We start from the raw sequence: 19575 nt of genomic DNA, 5'->3' as shown, positions 1-19575 counted from the left end.
CGATTGTATTAATTTGGAACAGCTTCATGTTACTAGGTAACCTTATCTATGGCTATACTTTAGTTCTCTATTTCTATTTTCATCCACAATATTGATTACACGATCCACCCACCCTTGATAAAATTGCTCCTCATGAGAAACCAGAATCACTGTACCTTTAAATTGGATTAAAGCATTCTGTAAAGCATCTTTTGTTTCGGCATCTAAGTGATTAGTGGGCTCATCTAAGATTAAGAAATTACATGCTGTAAGCAATAAAAGACACAGCTTAACTTTGGATTGTTCGCCACCGCTGAGTGTACGGATAGGCTGTGTAACGTGACTATCTTTTACAACACATAATGCTAGATGACGACGTATTTCCTTAATAGTCAATTTTGGATAAAACGATGCGACGATTTCAATGGGTGTCATGCTATCGTTTTCCCAAATTAAATCTTGCTCGTAGTAACCAATAGAGACTTGTTCGGCAAAGCGGAATGCTCCGGCAACACAGGGGATTTGACCAACTAATGTTTTCAGCAATGTTGATTTTCCGATGCCGTTAAAGCCTGCTATGACTATCTTTTGTCCTCCTCGAATGGAAAATGTTAATTTTGGAAGCAGCGGCTTATCGTAACCAACCACAAGATGGTCTACTCTAAGCGCAACTTGTGCAGTAACAGGAAGCTCTTGAAAACGGATAGATGCTTTAGTGACAAACGTCGGTGCAGCGATTCTCTCCATACGATCCAGCTGCTTCTGACGGCCACGGGCAATTCTAGAATTAACACCAGCACCATTTTTCCGGATATATTGCTCAGTGGCTTCAATTTTTTTCTGCTGTGCATGGTACTGCCGGATATGGCTTTCGCGAAAATGCTCCTTCTGTCTCAAAAAATCAGCATATTTGCCATGATATTTTTTAATCGTTTCCCCTTCAATATCGCAAATGCTTGTTGATATTTTATCGAGAAAAGTGTAGTTATGAGAGACCACAATGAAGGCTTGATCGAACGCTATCAGATATTCAGCAAGCCAGTTAATATGCGTGGTGTCGAGATAATTGGTGGGCTCGTCGAGCAATAACACATCAGGTTGTTCAAGCAACAGCTTTGCCAATATAACTTTGGTTCGCTGCCCCCCACTAAGCTGATCAATAGGACGGTCCATCCCCATTGCATTTAATCCTAGCCCCGTAACCACTTTACTGATATTGCTCTCGATAGAATAATAGTCGAGCGCCTCAAGTCGTTCCTGAAGGTCTGCTGCCTTCTGCAAAAGCACTTCATTGCCAGTAACAGCACATTCCGCATAAAGTGCATTCATCTTTTCTTCCATTTCGTATAATTCAGTGAACGCTCTCCTTAAATAACTTTGAACGGTACTTGACCCATCAATAACCGCGTATTGATCAAGATGACCTATTTTGATATTGGGCTGCCATTTAATCGTTCCACCATCAGGAATCACCTCGCCCGTCAGAATACCAATCAATGTGCTTTTCCCTGTTCCATTCTGACCCACTACACCTACATGCTCCCCTTTGTAGACTTCCAAAAAAACCTGTTTATACAGCACTTTATCTCCAAAAGCATGTGATACATTAGAAACCTCAAGTAAACTCATTTGCTTTCCTCTTTTCTATAATTGTTTTTAAGCACAAAAAAAGCAGAAGACACCGCGCCCTTGGGCGCAAGCCTTCTGCTTATTAGTGCACGAATAGACGGCACAAATAGATAATTGTCAGTTTGGAAACTGAACATTATAAACACAAAAGGCTGTAGACGAAAATTGTCTACAGCCTCTTAATCATTAACATCGGAAGATGGCGTAATCAAATAAGCATGAATAATCACACTAAAATGACCTAGCTATCTTTCGATGATATAAAAAGCGATTCGCTTTTTGATTAAGCTCCGGACAACGTTTCATCGTTTGTATCCGATTGTTCGGAGCAGCTTCTGGTATATAATTTTTCAGTTTCCACATGAATCATGTTGAACCATCCCTTCGTTTGGCTACATTTTAAATCGTGTATCCGCACTTGTCAACCACCATCCGAGAGGTGCTGTTATTTTTTGCGGGCGCGTTTGACCGTACCGATCCTAGTCCCTTGAGGAATAGTAATGAACTGGCTCTTCGATACACCAATAAGCTGTGAAGTATAAATACTACTATGTCCGGAGAATAAATAACTCACCACACAAGCGATAAACATGTATATGGCTCCTTCCGAACCAAACAGCTCGATACCCATTAAGAAGCAAGCGATAGGCGTGCTAGTAGCTCCACAGAAGACAGCAATAAAACCGAGGGCAGCTAAAAAGGGTCCATAAACATGTAATATTCCAGCCAAGACATTTCCTAGTGTGGCACCAATCGTAAATAACGGAGTAACCTCACCACCCTGAAATCCTGTTCCTAAGGTAAAGGCGGTAAAGATCAGCTTCCATAAAAAAGCGAACGGCGAGACATCTCCCTCAAAAGAATCCTTGATTAACGGAATTCCGAGGCCTAAGTAATCACGAGACCCTACAAGGAATACTAAGGCAATGATAATTAATCCACCTACGGCACCTTTTATCATTGGATTGCTTATCCTGGCGGTGAAGATTTTTTTTAGAAAATGAGTCAGTTCACTGAAAAGCATACTCACGAGACCAAAAATTACAGAGGCCAATACCACTTTTAGAATAATCATTAAACTTAAAGCTGGAAATTCATTCACTACATAGTGTGTATGATGAACACCCCACAATCGAGTGGTGACCAGATCACCAACAAAACTAGCCACAAAACATGGAAGTAATGCCTGTTGGCTAATAAGTCCAATGGTTACTACCTCTAGACCAAATAAGGTTCCAGCCAGCGGTGTTCCGAAAATAGAACCAAAGCCTGCACTGATCCCGCACATTAACAGTATCTTACGATCCAGAGGACTGATTTTAATCAGCTTTCCGAACCATTCCGCAAGGCTTCCGCCCATTTGAACAGCTGTCCCTTCACGCCCAGCGGATCCACCAAACAAGTGGGTTACTAATGTTCCGAACAACACCAATGGAGCCATTCGCAAAGGTATAGTCTCTTGGCCGTCCTGAATTTGTTCTATAATAAGGTTATTTCCTTTAGCGCTGTTTTTTCCGTAACGCATATATAGGAAACTAACAAATACTCCCCCAAGAGGCAACAAATAAAGTAGCCCTGGATGCTCTAAACGTACATCTGTTACGTAATCCAAGCTTTTTAGAAAAAAAGCAGAGGCGGTGCCGGATAAAATACCAACTACACTGCCGAGCACAATCCATTTGATAAATGTACTCCAAAGAGCAAAATAACTTCGCTTCTTAGTGATTTCAAACCATCGGGTAGACCATGGATTCATCTCGACAGCTCCTAAGGACAAAATAAATTAGTCTCAACAATAAAACAGACTCCTACCAGGGAAGCTCACACTGGTAGGAGTCATTAGTCTCAGAGAGACAGTTACGGCGAACTCCATCGCCCTTTATAAAACTTAAATTATTCTTCTTCTGAATCTACGTTATGATACACTTGTTGAACATCTTCCAGGTCTTCCAAAGCATCAATCAATTTCTCGAATTGAGCTTGAGCATCTTCTGGGAGTGCCACATAGTTTTGTGGAAGCATGTTTAACTCAGCAACAGTAAATTCAGTGATGCCTGCATTCTTGAATACTTCTTGTACTGCATTGAACTGATCAGGTTCTGCATAAACAATAACTGCATCATCCTCTTCCAGCACATCGCGTACATCAAGTTCTGCATCAAACATCATTTCAATTACTTCATCAGCAGTTTTACCTTCCACACCTATAACGGCCGTAGAGTCAAACATGTAAGCTACTGATCCGCTGACACCCATATTTCCGCCATTCTTACTGAAGGTTGAACGGATCAATGGAGCTGTCCGATTAACGTTATTTGTTAGCGCATCAACGATGATCATTGAACCGCTAGGTCCAAATCCTTCATAACGAAGCTCTTCATAATTTTCTTCAGCGCTACCTTTAGCCTTATCAAGCGCACGGTCAATGATCGCTTTTGGTACATTGTAAGTTTTTGCACGTTCTAATACAACTTTCAGGGCCCGGTTCGCTTCTGGATCGGGTTCGCCCTTCTTTGCTGCTACATAAATCTCAACACCAAACTTTGCATAAACACGACTTGTGTTTGCGTCTTTGGAAGCTTTCTTTTCTTTAATATTATTCCACTTACGACCCATATTGTTCCCGCTCTCTTTCAACATGAATTAAAAACAATTGTTACTTATTATACCCTTCTTCGATAGCTCTAGTAAAGTGCAGTAGTAGGTTAATCCTCTAAGCTGTCACAATACAGATAGAAAAAGCCCCTGATTCAATCAGGAGCCTGCTAATTTTTTATAGATTACTGCCAAATTTCATCTGCAATCTCTTTAATAAACTGCAGTTTATCCCATTGCTGTTGATCTGTCAGATGGTTTCCTTCTTCCGTAGAGGCAAAACCACATTGTGGGCTCAGGCACAACTGATTGATATCCACATATTGCGAAGCTTCTTTAATCCGTCCAATGATTTCTTCTTTATTCTCAAGCTCACCTGACTTCGAACTGAACAAACCTAAAACTACTTGCTGATCTTTAATAAATCTAAGGGGTGCAAAGTCTCCGGCCCGATCCGTATCGAACTCCAGATAGAAACCATCTACATCCACCGTTCCAAATAACACTTCTGCGATAGGCTCGTATCCGCCGGATGCTGCCCAAGTGGACGCGTAGTTCCCACGGCATACATGCATCGTGATAACCATATCTGCTGGGTGATCTTTTATCGCTTCGTTATTTACAAATGCGTATAACTTAGCGATTTCGTTAACATCTACACCCTCTTTTTGACGGGCTTCCCAATATCCTTTATCACAAAGCATACCCCATGTACAGTCGTCCAATTGCAGATTACGGCAACCTGCCTCATAGAAATCACGAATAACTTCACGATAAGCTGCAGCAATATCAGCCACAAGTTCATCCTGCTTGTCGTAAACAGCTACAGTAGTCTTTTGATTGCGCTGAAGTTCAGCAAGGAACTGCGCTGGCGAAGGAATCGTTTGGCGCGCTACTACATCATTTCCCGCTATGCTAACCAATTGTCTGTAGTCAGCGATCATTGGATGGCTAGTCCCACGGATTCTTCCGGATAGTTCTGCAGTTTCCGCTCTGGTCTCTACACCATTAAACAGGTAGCCCACTGGGCTGACTTTCTTTGTTACCCCTTCAAGGCCCCACATAAAATCTAAATGCCACCAGGAGCGGCGGAACTCTCCATCCGTTACACCTTTTAATCCAACCGCTTTTTGTTTTTTCACAACTCTGGCAATCTCTGTATCTTCTACCTTGCGCAATTCATCAGCGGAGATTTCATTATTTTGATATTGGACACGAGCTCTCTTAATCGTTTCCGGACGTAAGAAGCTGCCAACGATATCTACTCTGAATGGCACTTCAGTTCTTTGTTTTCCTTTTTGGATGGTACTCATAGGGGTTCGGCCTCCTTCATTGTCTGTGCTTTTCTGTTGAATTCACTATAGCACTGTACAATCAGGACAGGGTAACTCCTAAAAACTATGGCCTACCATAAGCTTACGCTATAGCAGGCCACCAAATTAGCTTATTTAATTATAACCAGACCTCTCGGGCGGTTTCGATCACAAGGCGTATTTTATCCCACTGCTCTTCTTCAGTTAGAATATTTCCTTCCTCCGTAGAAGCAAATCCACACTGAGGGCTAAGGCACAGCTTTTCAATATCTACATATTGTGCGGCTTCTTCGATTCTTGCCTTAAGCTGCTCTTTACTCTCCAGACCCCCATGTTTGGTCGTTACTAATCCCAACACTACAAATTGGTCTTTAATAAATCGTAAGGGCTCGAAATCGCCAGCTCGTTCATTATCATATTCCAAGAAAAAGGCATCAACTTTTGTATTGGAAAAAAGCACCTCGGCAACAGGCTCATAACCGCCAGCAGCGAACCAAGTGGAGCGAAAATTACCTCGGCAAACGTGCAGCGCGATGGTCATATCATGCGGACGATTCGCAATACTCTCATTGATCAGCCTAACGTAATCCTTTGCTAACTGATCGGGATCTGTACCTCTACTGCGTAAATGGGCGCGATGTCGGCCACTGCTCAGCGTTCCCCAAGTTGTGTCGTCTAACTGAAGATAACGGCAGCCTGCATCGTAAAAGGCTTGAATCGCAGTTTGGTAAACCGCAATGATATCTTGAAATAGAGTTTCCTTATCAGGGTAAACTTCATTTCCATTAAACTCCTCCACAAAGTGAAATAGGGCAGGTGAAGGGATCGTCATTTTGGGTAACCGGTCTCCCGCCATTTCCTTGAGCTTTATAAATTGCTGTAGCATGGGATGATCTTCAAAGGAAATCCGGTCAACAATTCGGAATGATTCTGCACGCTGAACCGTTTCGGCTCTTCCATTCCCTTGGTTTAAGTTAATCTTTTCAGTTCCTTTAATTCCGACAAAGAAATCAAGATGCCACCAGGAACGGCGAAACTCACCATCTGTTACTGCTAATAATCCTACTTCCTTTTCTAATTCCAGTAGTTTAGCAATTTCAATATTCTCTATTTCATAAAGCTCACTACCTGTAATTTCACCATTCTCATATTGGAGGCGGGCTGCTTTAATCTCTTCCGTACGCAAGAAGCTGCCGACGATATCATAGCGAAAGGGTGGAGCATTTCTCTGGGTGCCAGTTACGGGTCTAATCATACCGATCCTCCTACAGCTATAGTAAAAAATGATTTAGATCAAAATAACTTCCGGAAACCAAGTCATTTAAGATTTCTATATACTTGGATGCCATCACACTAGGTCTACGATCTTTATGCGCAATCCAACCAACCGTGAATACTTCATTACTCTCAAATGGAATCGTCTTCAGTCCATTACCGTTCAGATCGGATGCCATGATTCCTGTACCCACTGTATAACCGTCCGTGCCCATTAATAAATTGGTCAAGGTTGCCCGGTCATTCACTTTAATATTCTTCTCAATCTGAGAAAAACTTAACATTTCCTCCGAGAAGTGAAGTGAATTGTTCTCACCCTGTTCAAAAGTAATATACGGAAAAGGTAAAATATCGTCCTGCGAGATCCTTTCCTTCTGGGCAAGCGGATGTCCAGTTCTAACATAAAGATGTGGGTCAGTATTAAAGAGTGGCGTGAATTTCAGATTACCGTCACTGAACAGCTTATTCATATGCTTATAGTTGCTCTCGTTAATATAAAGAATCCCCAAATCGCTACGGAGAGTACGCACATCTTCGATGATGTCGTAGGTTTGCGTCTCTCTCAAGCTGAAGTTGTACTCTGAGACATCACTTTGCTTCATGAGACTCACAAAAGCATCTACCACAAAAGCATAATGCTGAGTCGAAATGGAAAAATAGATTGGGCTACGCTTTTTCCCAGTATAACGATTCTCCATAAGCTCTGTTTGTTCAATGATTTGACGGGCATATCCGAGAAATTCCATTCCTTCTACAGAAATGCTGATTCCACGGTTCGTCCTTTCAAAGATGGTAATCCCAAGTTCATTTTCAAGCTCTTTAATAGCGTTGGACAGGCTCGGTTGAGAAACAAAGAGTTTCTTTGCCGCCTCATTCATGGAGCCACTATTTGCAATTTCGATAGCGTAGCGGAGCTGCTGCAACGTCACTCCTATTCCCCCTGTTCCAGACCTATTCGTACTACATTCTGTTTCATACTAGCTGATATCGTAGCATAAATACACATCTCATTCCAAGATAATCCTTATTATGTGCCCAATAACGCGTACTTATTGTGTTCTCTTTTTCCCAGCATCAATCTTGGCAGGATCTAGTCCTTTCCAGATATTTGGCATATCAACCTGTTCTGGATGCTCAAAAACTAAAAAAGCTGTAGGCAAATACCGCTCACCATATTGGGATGAGGGTTTATTCATAATCTCATTATCTTTTACTAGTACCGTAGAAGATCCACCATCCAGATTAGCCGCTATCACAGCTCCATGCTTAAGCAAAATTTGCTGCACATCATAGAGATTTGCTCCAATACTATAAGTAGGCTGTCGTCCGTCAATTACCACAAAAATAATAGCGCCATCTGCCCGCTGACCCATTGCTGTTCTAGGTGCAATCCCCCAACCTTCCGCTGCATTCTTAATCAATCCTTTGCCATTGACGATTAGCCGCGGGCTAAAAGTAACTGCCTCCTGAACCCCCATTTTACTAATCTCATCTAGCGTATAATTCCCTGCAACCATTTTTCCTTGTTTATCCAGACCAACAATCTGTGTAGATTTTTTACCGCCAAGACCGTTGTAATATAACTTACCTTGTGAGACTACAATTCCTATGGGTTTAAACCCGTTACCTTTCCAGTTCGGATCAGCGAACCCACCACCGTTAACTCCAGCGATAGCGCCTGTACGCTTCACCATACTGGTTACTTTTTCACCTGAACCAATCTTATTAGGTATTCCTAGTCGGACTTTGGTTGGATCATTAACAATCATTACATATCCGGTATAGCCACTGCCTGAGACATTCTCAATCTCGACAAGCGGCTTCTCTACCACCTCAGGTTCGGGAGCGATCGTATGTGTATCTATTTCGTCCCCCATCTCTTCAAAACGGGCGGTATATTCGGTTACCCGGCCCTTCAGTTGATCTTCACCTATAATATATTTAGCCATATAGCGATGTTGTGTTGTAATTAGCGTATCTGCGATTGTATAACGTAAGTTCTGAGCCGAGGGTGCAAAATAAAGCCATCCACCAGCAGCGATCATTAAGAATAAGCAGAATAAAAAAACTTTGGATAAGGTGCGAAAAAAACTCCGTTTCTTCCGCTTTTTTATTGGTTTCTTTACAGGTTTCTTATTGCGTGCATTGGAATGTTGAGGTAATGATGAAGTGCTCACTTCTGAGTATTCCTCCCTAAATATTACTAATTTGATAATATGTACAACTCGTCCTTATCATAGACGATGATTTTCGTTAAAAGTTTCTGTTTGAGAAATAGTCAGCATTCAAAAACAAAAAACGAGCAGGTTTCCAATATCTTGGCTACCTGCTCATCTAAAGCTAAACAAATTCTAATGTCTTCCTACTCCACCGCCGCTGCTAGCGCTACCGCCGCCGCCTGATGAGCCACCACCGCCGGAATAACCGCCACCACCTGATGAGCCTCTATCATCATCATCTGAGTAGCTGCGGCTGGATGAGCTTGAAGAATGTCTTCCTGCTCCTCCACCACTGCTGGAACCTCCACCACCATGGTTCTCGTTGCTTGAGGAATACCTTCCTGCACCGCCACCGTTAGTAGAGCCTCCGCCACCACTGTTTCCCCAGAAACTTGATTGCGAATTGTTTGTATTCCTATGGTGGTGATGATAATAACGTCTGTGCCAGCGTCTGCCATAACCGTAATCCGCTTGACCATGCCAAGGACCATAACGGCGTATATTCCTTTGGCTATATGGATTAAATGGCAAACCATACATTTCTATATATCTATTGCGTCGTGAAGCAGTAAATCCAAATAAGATAAGCGAACCAAAAATCGCTGAGAAAATTAGAAAAGCCTTGCTTTTACTAACCGCCTCACCTCCACTTGTAGCTGTAGTAGAGGAAGTACCAGAATTCGTTGTAGTTCCAGGATTAACATTGTTTCCGTTGTTTCCAGTGACTCCTTGCGGATGATCCGCTCTAGCTAACAAGAAACTGTAGAACGAATTAACTGTCGTTGTAGCTCCCGTACCGTAATCTTTTTTCACAAATTGGGGTTCAAGCACGGTATTTAAAATATTACTAATAGCCTCATTGGTTAAAACCTTGTCGATATCCTTGCCTTGTAGAACATGATAGTTGTCTCCGCCTATGTCCAATACCAGCATAACATCCTTAGGACCCGCACCTACCGAAGCAAACTTCATATAAGTATAGTCCTGCAATGTTTTATCCCCAGCATTTTTTACGGTGACCACATAAATTCCACTTCCGGTTGTTGTTTTATATCTGTTGCTGGAATCGTTCAGATAGTCTTTAGTTACTTTTTTGAGCACACCCGCATTATCGGATACGTAATTTTTGGTGCCAACATTTTCTGCCCAAGTGCCGCCCATAGCTTGAATAAAAGCTCCATACGTCTTCCTAGCACCATTACTGTATGTTTTAGCTGCGAAATCCGGCTCAAGATATTGTGAAAGAATCTCTTTAATCTTACTGTTAGGCAATGATTCCTCTATACCTTTACCTTGTACCGCCCAATAATCATCATCTTTTATAGAAAGGAGCAGCAGCAGACCGTTATTTTTATCCGCAGCCCCCACACCCCAGCTATTGAAAAGCGATTTTGCATACTCTTCCATCGAAACCCCTTCAGTAGAATCGACAGTTACAAGCACAACTTGAGCTCCAGTAGCCTGATGTAATCGAATACCGTAGTTCACCATGTAATTCTCTGCTTTCTCGTCAATCACATTCGCAAAATCATTCACATAAAATGACCCTGTATGCTTAGGTACAGCAGTTTTGGCTAAACTTACGGCCGGCAAAAGCAATACACTTAACAATAAGGCAGCAAGTGTGGTATGTAGCAGTATTTTTAGAGTTCTCGTGTTCATATGTACCTCCTGATCTATCATTATCTCTCTTATTTATCGGTTACGCGCGGTTAGCGGAATAGTTCCATTTTATTCTAAACTGGAAATTACACAACAGGAAAAAACGGTTAGAGTTTATGAGGCGGGTGATTTGAGGCGTGCGAGTCACTTCAGGGGCAATCATCGTGTTGTGTTGATGGATCAAACTCAAGAGCATTGGAGATTTGGAATCCCCTAATGGATAACATACTTTTCACTGATGCATCGGACTCAGGAGACGTTATTCTGTTTATTTGAGCGTTTGCGGCAGGCTATCGGACTCAGTTGCAGCTATTTACTCAAAACCACACTGTTTATCCACAAAAGTTGGCCAATAAGTGCTATTCAGTCCGATAACGCAGCAAAATGAGCTTAAAAGCCGAAATAGCTGCAATACGGTCCGTAACACCCTGAACTCTCTTAGTTACTTGAAATAATGGGAGTTTTGGATCCTTCTTAAACTTCTTAGTTACTTGAGGTACATTGGAGTTTTGGAATCCCCTGCTGGATAACACACTTTTCGCCGATTCATCGGACTCAGGAGACGTTATTCTGTTTATTTGAGCGTTTGCGGCAGGCTATCGGACTCAGTTGCAGCTATTTACTTAAAACCACACCACTTATCCGCAAATTTTTGGCCAATAAGTGCTATACAGTCCGATAACGCAGCAAAATGAGCTGAAATGCTGAAATAGCTGCAATACGGTCCGGAACACACTGAACTCTCTTAGTTACTTGAAATAATGGGAGTTTTGGATCCTTCTTAAACTTCTTAGTTACTTGAGATAATTGGGGCTTGGAATCCCCTGCTGGATAACATACTTTTCGCCGATTCATCGGACTCAGGAGACGTTATTCTGTTTATTTGAGCGTTTGCGGTAGTATATCGGACTCAGTTGCAGCTATTTACTCAAAACCACACTGTTTATCCGCAAATGTTGGCCAATAAGTGCTATTCAGTCCGATAATGCAGCAAAATGAGCTGAAAAGGCGAAATAGCTGCAATACGGTCCGTAACACACTGAACTTCCTTGGCTACTATACAAAATGGGAGGTTTGGAATCCCCCTTGAACTTCTTAGCTACGTGTAATAATAGGAGATTTGAATCCCTCTTAAACTTCTTAGTTACTTGAGATACCCGTTATCTGGAGCTATACAGCCAATACTCCAACAACAAAAAGGCTCAGCCTATAGCTGAACCTTTTGCTTGCTTTTTAAAGCCAATTCCTTGGATCTAGCGCTCATGTTCCGTTAAAAATCAAACAGCGTAGTAGTTAAGTAACGTTCACCGGTATCCGGCAGAATCACCACGATGGTCTTGTCCTTATTCTCAGGACGCTTAGCGATTTGTGTAGCTGCGTAAACAGCTGCTCCGGAGGAGATACCCACCAGCAATCCTTCTGTTCTCGCAAGTGCACGTGATACGCTATAGGCATCATCATTTTTCACCTGAAAAATCTCATCCACCACTTCATTATCGTAATTCTCCGGAATAAAGTTTGCTCCAATGCCCTGAATCCCATGTCCCTTAGGACGGCCTCCTGATAAAACAGGGGAATCAAACGGCTCGATGGCGACAATTTGGACTGCGGGGTTCTTTTCTTTCAACGCTTTCCCAACACCCGAGATAGTGCCTCCAGAACCAACACCCGCTATGAAAATATCAACATCTCCATCGGTATCCCGCCAAATTTCCTCAGCTGTAGTCGTTCTGTGTATTTCCGGGTTCGCAGGATTGCTGAATTGCTGAGGAATAAATGAATTTGGAATTTCCGCAGCTAATTGTTCTGCCTTTCTTACAGCTCCGCTCATTCCTTCTGTTCCCGGTGTTAACACAAGCTCCGCACCTAATGCCAGCATTAATTTACGGCGTTCAATACTAAACGTATCTGGTAGCACGATTATCAGTGAATACCCTAAGCTAGCAGCTGCAAAAGCAAGCCCTATCCCAGTGTTTCCACTAGTTGGCTCAATAATGACAGAATCTTTATTGATGAGACCTCTCTCTTCCGCATCTTTGATCATTGCATACCCAATACGATCTTTAACACTACCTGCAGGATTAAAAGATTCCAGCTTGGCAAGAACCCTTGCTTCTACGTTTTGGGTTTTACTATACTTTGAAATCTCTAATAACGGTGTATTTCCGATCAGATCGGTTAAGCTCTTATAAATATTAGCCATAATGATCCGCACCTCATTTCTTAATTTCCAATCAAATTACTCTGTATTAAGTCTAGCAGGATTTAAAGGATTTACAACCTATTCATTCTTAGTAGTCGCAAACTTGAGGCCTTTAATTCGTACTACGTCTAACCGAAACACTTGACTCTCGCACGATTAATCGCGGATCAAGCTGCACCCTTTGATACTCCCCGGTAATATTATCCTGAATACGTTGCAAAAGAAGCTGTGTGGCTAATCGTGCCACTTCATTCCCCATGATCGAGACCGAACTAATCTGCGGACTTGTAATGGTTGTCCATGAGTTATTATCTACCCCAACCACCGCCACATCTTCTGGAACACGAACGCCTAATTCTTTAAAACGATTCACAATACCTATGGCCACCATGTCATTCACTGCATAAATAGCATCTGGCATATGCGTCAGGCTGTAGAAATAGTCAGCGGCTTGTAGTCCAGTTTGCAAGGAAAAGTCTTCGCCAAAATATACAAGCGAAATATCCACTTGATTTAAAGCTTGCTGATAAGCAAGATAACGATCTTCAATAAGATCTTTTTGTGCCCCTGCATATGCAATCCTAGTACGACCGATATTGATTAAATGCTCCATCACTAATTGTCCTTCAAAACGTGACAAACTAACGATGTCAGCTTTCACATTTTCTGTGATTCTTTTCCCGTAGTTAATGATAGAGACCGGAACACTCGATTTATTAATTAACTCTACCATGGTCTTTGGATAAGCAAGAGGCATGATAATGAGTCCATCTACATGTAATTTTTTGACCTCACGGATTGTTTCGAGCTCAGTCCGCGGGTTGCCAGAAGTATTAATCTGGATTACCCGATAGCTATGTTGTTTGGCGGCTTGCTCTACGGACCAGGCGATATCCGGAATAATTGCGTTGCGAATGTCAGGAACGGCCAGAGCAATTTGCTTCGTTTGGCGGATTTTGAGGCTTTGCGCAGAGGTATTTGGAGTGAAACCCATCTCCTCAATCACTTGCAGTACCAGCGCCTTGGTCTTGGAACTAATTCCCTCTGAATTATTAATGGCTCTTGAGACAGTAGCAATACCTACCCCCGCCCGTTTCGCTACATCCTCTATGGTTACTTTGTTTTTATTAGCCACTCTGATAGTCCCCTTATTTCCGGAATCGTTTTCGTATTTATCTCTATTCCACTCATCTAAAATCAAAATTCCAATGTATAGATTATAACATAATAGTACATAGAAGAATACTTATCTCAACGACTAATGTGAGCCTAAAGGCTTGATATAACTCTGTTTTAGTGAATTATTTCACTAATTTTCAATATTAATATTTTCATTATTTAAATTTGACAATATGAAAATTATGTGACATATTTGTTCTCGGAAACGTTTCCTCTTTTCCAGAAATAAAACACTATTTATTATCAATTATTAATCTAGGAGATGAATGATATGCAAGCATTAAGATGGCATAACGTCAAAGATCTACGGTTAGAAACGATTGAAGAACCAGCAGCCCTTGAAGGAAAAGTGAAAATCAAAATCGAATGGTGCGGAATTTGTGGCAGCGATCTTCACGAATATGTAGCCGGCCCTATTTTCATTCCCCAAGGAACAGATCATCCCCTTACTGGTGAAAAAGCTCCAGTCGTAATGGGACATGAATTCTCTGGACAAATCGTAGAAGTAGGTCAAGGCGTTAGCAAGTTTAATGTTGGTGATCGCGTCGTCGTCGAGCCTGTTTTTGCATGTGGTGAATGTGTAGCTTGTCGACAAGGTAAATATAATCTTTGTGAAAAAATGGGCTTCCTAGGTTTGGCTGGTGGTGGCGGTGGATTCTCAGAATACGTCGCAGCAGACCAACATATGGTGCACAAAATTCCAGACAGCTTATCCTATGAACAAGGTGCTCTGGTGGAACCTTCTGCCGTTGCTCTACACGCTGTTCGTTCCAGTCAACTCAAGGTTGGAGATAAAGCTGTAGTATTCGGTGCTGGCCCAATCGGTTTGCTGGTCATTGAAGCTTTGAAAGCATCCGGCGCAGCTGAAATCTATGTAGTAGAACTTTCCGAGGAACGTAAGAGTAAAGCTGAAGAACTTGGTGGTATTGTAATCGATCCTAAACAATATGATGTGGTCGAAGAAATTCAAAAACGTACCGATGGTGGCGTAGATGTTGCGTTTGAAGTGACAGGCGTACCTCCCGTTCTAACCCAAGCAATCAATTCCACTAAATTGAGTGGACAAATCATGATCGTTAGTATTTTCGAAAAAGATGCTACGATTACTCCAAACAATATCGTACTTAAAGAACGCAACTTAACTGGTATCATTGGTTACCGTGATGTTTTCCCCGCTGTAATTAGCTTGATGGAACAAGGGTACTTCCCTGCTGAAAAACTTGTTACTAAGAGAATTAAACTGAATGAAGTGATTGATCACGGGTTTGAGGCTCTTTTGAAAGAAAAAAATCAAGTAAAAATCCTTGTAAGTCCTAAACAATAACCATAAGCAGCCTATTGGCTGAATCATAAAAGAAGGCGCTGCTCCAAGCAGCTCTTTCTAGAATTTGTAGCGGTCTCTGTTATTAAAAAACAACCAGGCAGCGATTCTCCGGGAATTGGAGTATCACTGCCTGGTGTTTTTGATCTGTGGGGGGTTTAAGCAAATTCATGGGCAAATCCTTATACGCTCTGGCTTAACTCGCTTAATCATCCGCTGATCCACCAAAGTATATTCATCCTCACTAAGCAGGAGTTGCAAGTCTGATGCCTTGAAGAAATCCTTTCAGACAGAACGTAGCTTCCGGTGCATTCCCTCTTGTTATACTTCTAGCACCTAATTCAAAGGATTCGAATGAGATAATGGAGAGTGATATAGGGTAAATGTGAAATAACTGTATTCTGTACAATTAAAACCCTGAAAATCCTCCTATAAGGAAGTAAATGAGGAATATAGATGTAATAAATACAGTTATATCTATGCCCCGACCAATTAAGGAATTATAGTTGTACAAAATACAATTAAACGCTCACTCTGCTTTAACAAATTGCTTCCGTCACCACTCTGATTCATCAATTATAGATGAAGTGTAGCTCCCTATGGAACGGCCCCTAGCCCGTTTGTTTGCTTCATCTATACTTATGCGTATTTATCATTTATCAAATAATGCAGATTCTCTTTTACAGCAGGCCATTCGGTATCCAATATGCTAAAGACCACATTATCATGAATCGATCCGTCAGACTTGATTCTATGCTTACGCAGAACCCCTTCTTTAACCGCCCCTATTCGTTCTACTGCTCTTTGTGACCTCAAGTTGTTCGCGACCACTGTAAATTCTACGCGGATCAGCTTTAGTTCTTCAAAACAATAGTGTAGCAGCAGCGACTTGCCTTCTGTGTTCACACTAGTTCTCCAATAGTCTGGTGAGATCCAGGTACATCCAATTTCAGCGTTACGATGAACCAAATCCGGATGCATAATACGAGTGGTTCCGATAATTCGCTCCGTTGCTTTATCAATGATAGTAAAGGTAATTTGTGAACCGTTCTTTTGATTCGCTAAAGCTGTTGAGATTAATCCTTGCACCTGCTCGTCCGACGTTATTTTTCGCCAGGTAAATTCCCAGATGTCTGGATTTCTTAACACTCTCGCCAATCCTTCTGCATGACTTTCATCTATTGGAACCAGCTTAATCGATTTCCCGTCAAGTATTTCAGTATTCATAACACTCATTTGGTGCACCGTTCTCTCAATGAAATATGCTGAATGATATCTGCAATTTCTTCCACACGAAAGGCGATATGGTCTGCTCCGGCTTGTTCAAGCTCTTCCTTGGGACCATAACCAAAAGTCACTCCAATAGATTCGACACCACAGCCAATAGCACCGATGATATCATGCTTACGATCTCCTATCATTACCGCTTCCTCTGGATGTATGTCATTCTCATCAAGCACGTACTGAATAACCTCTTGCTTCTTAGAACGGGTACCGTCCAGATTACTTCCTCCGATATGTTTGAAATAATGATCGAGCTTATAATGCTCAAGAATCTGTGCTGCAAAAACAGTCGGTTTGGAGGTTGCTACATACAATGAGTATCCATTCGTCTTAAGTCCCTCCAGCAATTGGGGTATACCTTCAATCACCTTATTCTCAAATAATCCCGTGGCACTGTAACGCTCCCGGTAAAAAGCAACCGCTTGAAGCGCTTGTTCCTCAGTGAAATGGTGCAGCTCGATAAATGAATCATATAACGGAGGACCTATGTAAGGAAGAAGCTCATCCAAATGCTCGATCTGTATATCAAATTTGTTCAAAGCGTATTCTACGCTTTTGGTGATGCCTTCTTTGGGGTCTGTTAAAGTACCATCTAAATCAAATAAAATGTTTTGTAATCCTCTTCCCACGGTTGTCTTGCTCCCCTCGACTGATATTATTGCATATATTTATCATACCTTCGTTTCCACATACTTTCCACATACTTCTCGAATACGATAAGTAACTGAAGCTATTACATATTATCGGAGGAGTATCTTATGAACATGACGCATTACATGTCTTTGCTAGCGGACAACCAGCCTTGGAATTTGATTATATTCATGGCCATCCCCGTGATTTTTGCTGAGACGATTACCATTACAGAGTTTATTATTTTGTTCACCAAGAATCTAACAGGCCCACTACGATCCTTCAACAAAGTCTGCAGCATACTCGCAGGGATATATTTCACAGGTGTATTTCTCTACTTGTTCCCAACTGCGTTTATTCCTTTGTCTGTGAATGGGGAATGGCACACATGGGTTGATATCGTAGCCGTGGGCTTCTATTTAAGCGGAGTACTCTTCTTATTGCCACTGGCTTTGTTAGATCTTGGTCTGATTGCCCGTAAACGATCGGAAGAGCACAAGATGAAGCTGCATTTTCTGCTTATTAGTGGATTCTTGGTCGTGGCGCATATCGCGATGATATTTGGGATGATTAATCCGGAAATTGTAGGGAGTATGGGTGGAATGGGCGATATGATGCATTAAAGTTTATTAACAAAACGTAATCTAAGACAAAAAGCAGATCAAGGATAAAACCTTGATCTGCTTTTTGTATCGTACCGGTTATCCTGCGTTTTGTACAGTTACCACAGTACGCTTCTTGCGTAATAAAAACATCAGTGGAAATCCAAACAACACAATAATGGAACCTACCACAAAAACATCATTCACACCCATCGTGAACGATAGCAAACGTATCGAATCTGTATTACTTGCACCGGAGCTGATCAACTCTTTAGAGTGGAGTAAGGATCTACTCGACAGCAGGGAGGTGAATACTGCAATCCCAAGTGAGCTTAACACATTGCGAACCCAGTTGTTGATCGACGTAGCATGCCCAGACCATTCGACAGGAATTTCCTCCATTGAGGCTGTACTGCTTGGAACATTGGCTAGTCCAATGCCGAGATTACGAACGACCATCGCCCACATAATAAAGCTATAAGATATGTTCGTTTGCAGCCGACTAAGCATGAATAAACCGATGAATATAAATAAAATACCCGCAGAAATCAACTTCACAGGTCCGAACTTTGGATACAGCTTACCTACGATTGGACTCAATAAGGCAAGGAGGATCGAGGACGGCAATAAAATCAGCCCTGTTTTAAGCGTTGTAGCCCCTTCTACCGTTTGTAAGAACAAAGGGGTTAAATAGGTTCCGGCATACATCGCAATCGTAACTAAACTATAGATACTAAGCATGGCGGTAAAACGGCGATTACGGAATACACGCAAATTCAGCAGAGGTACCTCCGCCTTCAGCTCGCGCAAAACAAACAAAACTAACAACACAACTCCCAAAAGGATTAACGATAAGGTTTTCCACGAAGTCCATCCCCAGCTATTGCCTTGGCTAAATGCAGTTAATAATGATAAACTACCGAGGACAACGGTAAGGAAACCAGGAATATCAAATGACTTCGGAATATTCATTCGATAATATGGAATTAACGTTAGGGTTAGAATAACAGCTATGATTCCAATAGGGATGTTAATTAAGAATAACCAATGCCAGCTGGCATATTGGAGCAGCCACCCGCTAAACGTTGGTCCTATGGCTGGCGCGACCATCGCGGATAACGACCAGAGGCTTACTGCAAAAGGTCTGCGTTCTCCCGGTATTACTTGAAATATGATGGTCATCGTACAAGCCATGATGAGACCGCTGCACGAACCCTGAAGCATCCGAAATACAATTAATGATGTTGGATCCCATGCCAAAGCACAAAACAAAGAGAACATGGTGAATCCCATCAAGGCGAAAAGATAAAGCCTTTTGTAGCTGAATCTTCCTCCGAGATAGCCGGCGAGTGGTGCGGTTACTCCTGTCGCCAGCATAAAACCCGTGACCATCCATTGCATGGTGTTCAGACTCGTATTGAAATGATCCATTAAAAGAGGAACAGCAATGTTGATCGTCGTTGTACTTAAGACAGAGACGAAATTTCCGAAGAATATGGCAATCATGATCGGCCAAAAATGTATTTTGCTTGCTTGATTTTCTTCCATGCTTCCCCTCCTCATTATTTTTTATATGTCTACTTTTACATATATAAGGTGACTTGAATAATGTTATAATCGTATGATCAATATGTCAATGATGACATATCCCCGAAAAATTCAATGAAAACGGATTTATAATAAC

Annotated in this window: 15 protein-coding genes and 1 riboswitch; of the genes, 2 read left to right on the top strand and 13 right to left on the bottom strand. The window is 41.9% G+C overall.

Features of this window, described 5'->3' with window-relative positions; all coding sequences use genetic code 11:
• Positions 1–42: 42 nt before the first annotated feature.
• From MKY14_RS05255 to MKY14_RS05210, 10 genes are all read right to left on the bottom strand, one after another.
• Positions 43–1608, bottom strand: a complete 1566-nt coding sequence (locus tag MKY14_RS05255) for an ABC-F family ATP-binding cassette domain-containing protein (protein ID WP_076280393.1) — start codon at positions 1606–1608, stop codon at positions 43–45.
• Between the two features lie 445 nt (positions 1609–2053).
• Positions 2054–3364, bottom strand: a complete 1311-nt coding sequence (locus MKY14_RS05250; RefSeq protein ID WP_340975928.1) for a voltage-gated chloride channel family protein — start codon at positions 3362–3364, stop codon at positions 2054–2056.
• Between the two features lie 67 nt (positions 3365–3431).
• Positions 3432–3494: riboswitch (Fluoride riboswitch) on the bottom strand.
• Positions 3495–3501: 7 nt separating this feature from the next.
• Positions 3502–4224: a YebC/PmpR family DNA-binding transcriptional regulator gene (locus tag MKY14_RS05245; protein ID WP_036678376.1), complete on the bottom strand. Its 723-nt coding sequence runs from the start codon at positions 4222–4224 to the stop codon at positions 3502–3504.
• A gap of 164 nt (positions 4225–4388) precedes the next feature.
• Positions 4389–5516, bottom strand: a complete 1128-nt coding sequence (locus MKY14_RS05240) for a 5-methyltetrahydropteroyltriglutamate--homocysteine S-methyltransferase (protein ID WP_340975926.1) — start codon at positions 5514–5516, stop codon at positions 4389–4391.
• 139 nt (positions 5517–5655) lie between these two features.
• Positions 5656–6771, bottom strand: a complete 1116-nt coding sequence (locus MKY14_RS05235) for a 5-methyltetrahydropteroyltriglutamate--homocysteine S-methyltransferase (RefSeq protein WP_076184511.1) — start codon at positions 6769–6771, stop codon at positions 5656–5658.
• Positions 6772–6787: 16 nt separating this feature from the next.
• Complete coding sequence (locus tag MKY14_RS05230) at positions 6788–7720, bottom strand: LysR family transcriptional regulator (protein ID WP_076105621.1); 933 nt, start codon at positions 7718–7720, stop codon at positions 6788–6790.
• 120 nt (positions 7721–7840) lie between these two features.
• Positions 7841–8968, bottom strand: a complete 1128-nt coding sequence (locus MKY14_RS05225) for a phosphodiester glycosidase family protein (RefSeq protein ID WP_340975924.1) — start codon at positions 8966–8968, stop codon at positions 7841–7843.
• A 174-nt stretch (positions 8969–9142) separates the two neighbouring features.
• The gene (locus tag MKY14_RS05220; RefSeq protein ID WP_340975922.1) at positions 9143–10672 is read right to left on the bottom strand and encodes a TPM domain-containing protein; all 1530 of its coding nucleotides are present in this window, start codon (positions 10670–10672) and stop codon (positions 9143–9145) included.
• A gap of 1270 nt (positions 10673–11942) precedes the next feature.
• On the bottom strand, positions 11943–12875 hold the full coding sequence (cysK, locus tag MKY14_RS05215; RefSeq protein ID WP_076129370.1) for a cysteine synthase A: 933 nt from the start codon (positions 12873–12875) through the stop codon (positions 11943–11945).
• Between the two features lie 112 nt (positions 12876–12987).
• Positions 12988–14010, bottom strand: coding sequence for a LacI family DNA-binding transcriptional regulator (locus MKY14_RS05210; protein WP_076129369.1), 1023 nt, complete (start codon positions 14008–14010; stop codon positions 12988–12990).
• 315 nt (positions 14011–14325) lie between these two features.
• Between MKY14_RS05210 and MKY14_RS05205 the strand changes: the two genes are divergently transcribed.
• Positions 14326–15378, top strand: coding sequence for a 2,3-butanediol dehydrogenase (locus MKY14_RS05205; RefSeq protein WP_076129368.1), 1053 nt, complete (start codon positions 14326–14328; stop codon positions 15376–15378).
• A gap of 636 nt (positions 15379–16014) precedes the next feature.
• Here MKY14_RS05205 and MKY14_RS05200 read toward each other — a convergent pair.
• Complete coding sequence (locus MKY14_RS05200) at positions 16015–16611, bottom strand: GNAT family N-acetyltransferase (RefSeq protein ID WP_076146092.1); 597 nt, start codon at positions 16609–16611, stop codon at positions 16015–16017.
• On the bottom strand, positions 16608–17288 hold the full coding sequence (locus MKY14_RS05195; protein ID WP_340975921.1) for an HAD family hydrolase: 681 nt from the start codon (positions 17286–17288) through the stop codon (positions 16608–16610). The genes MKY14_RS05200 and MKY14_RS05195 overlap by 4 nt, the downstream gene beginning before the upstream one ends.
• A 129-nt stretch (positions 17289–17417) precedes the next feature.
• Between MKY14_RS05195 and MKY14_RS05190 the strand changes: the two genes are divergently transcribed.
• Complete coding sequence (locus MKY14_RS05190; RefSeq protein WP_076129365.1) at positions 17418–17912, top strand: DUF6803 family protein; 495 nt, start codon at positions 17418–17420, stop codon at positions 17910–17912.
• Between the two features lie 78 nt (positions 17913–17990).
• Here the strand turns inward: MKY14_RS05190 and MKY14_RS05185 are convergent, their stop codons facing one another.
• Positions 17991–19439, bottom strand: a complete 1449-nt coding sequence (locus tag MKY14_RS05185) for an MDR family MFS transporter (protein WP_076185870.1) — start codon at positions 19437–19439, stop codon at positions 17991–17993.
• Between the last annotated feature and the right edge of the window lie 136 nt (positions 19440–19575).

The sequence above is a fragment of the Paenibacillus sp. FSL R5-0887 genome, from assembly GCF_038002305.1.
In the GTDB taxonomy this organism is placed as follows: Bacteria; Bacillota; Bacilli; order Paenibacillales; family Paenibacillaceae; genus Paenibacillus_AQ; species Paenibacillus_AQ odorifer.
This window is presented reverse-complemented; position numbering and strand designations above follow the sequence as displayed.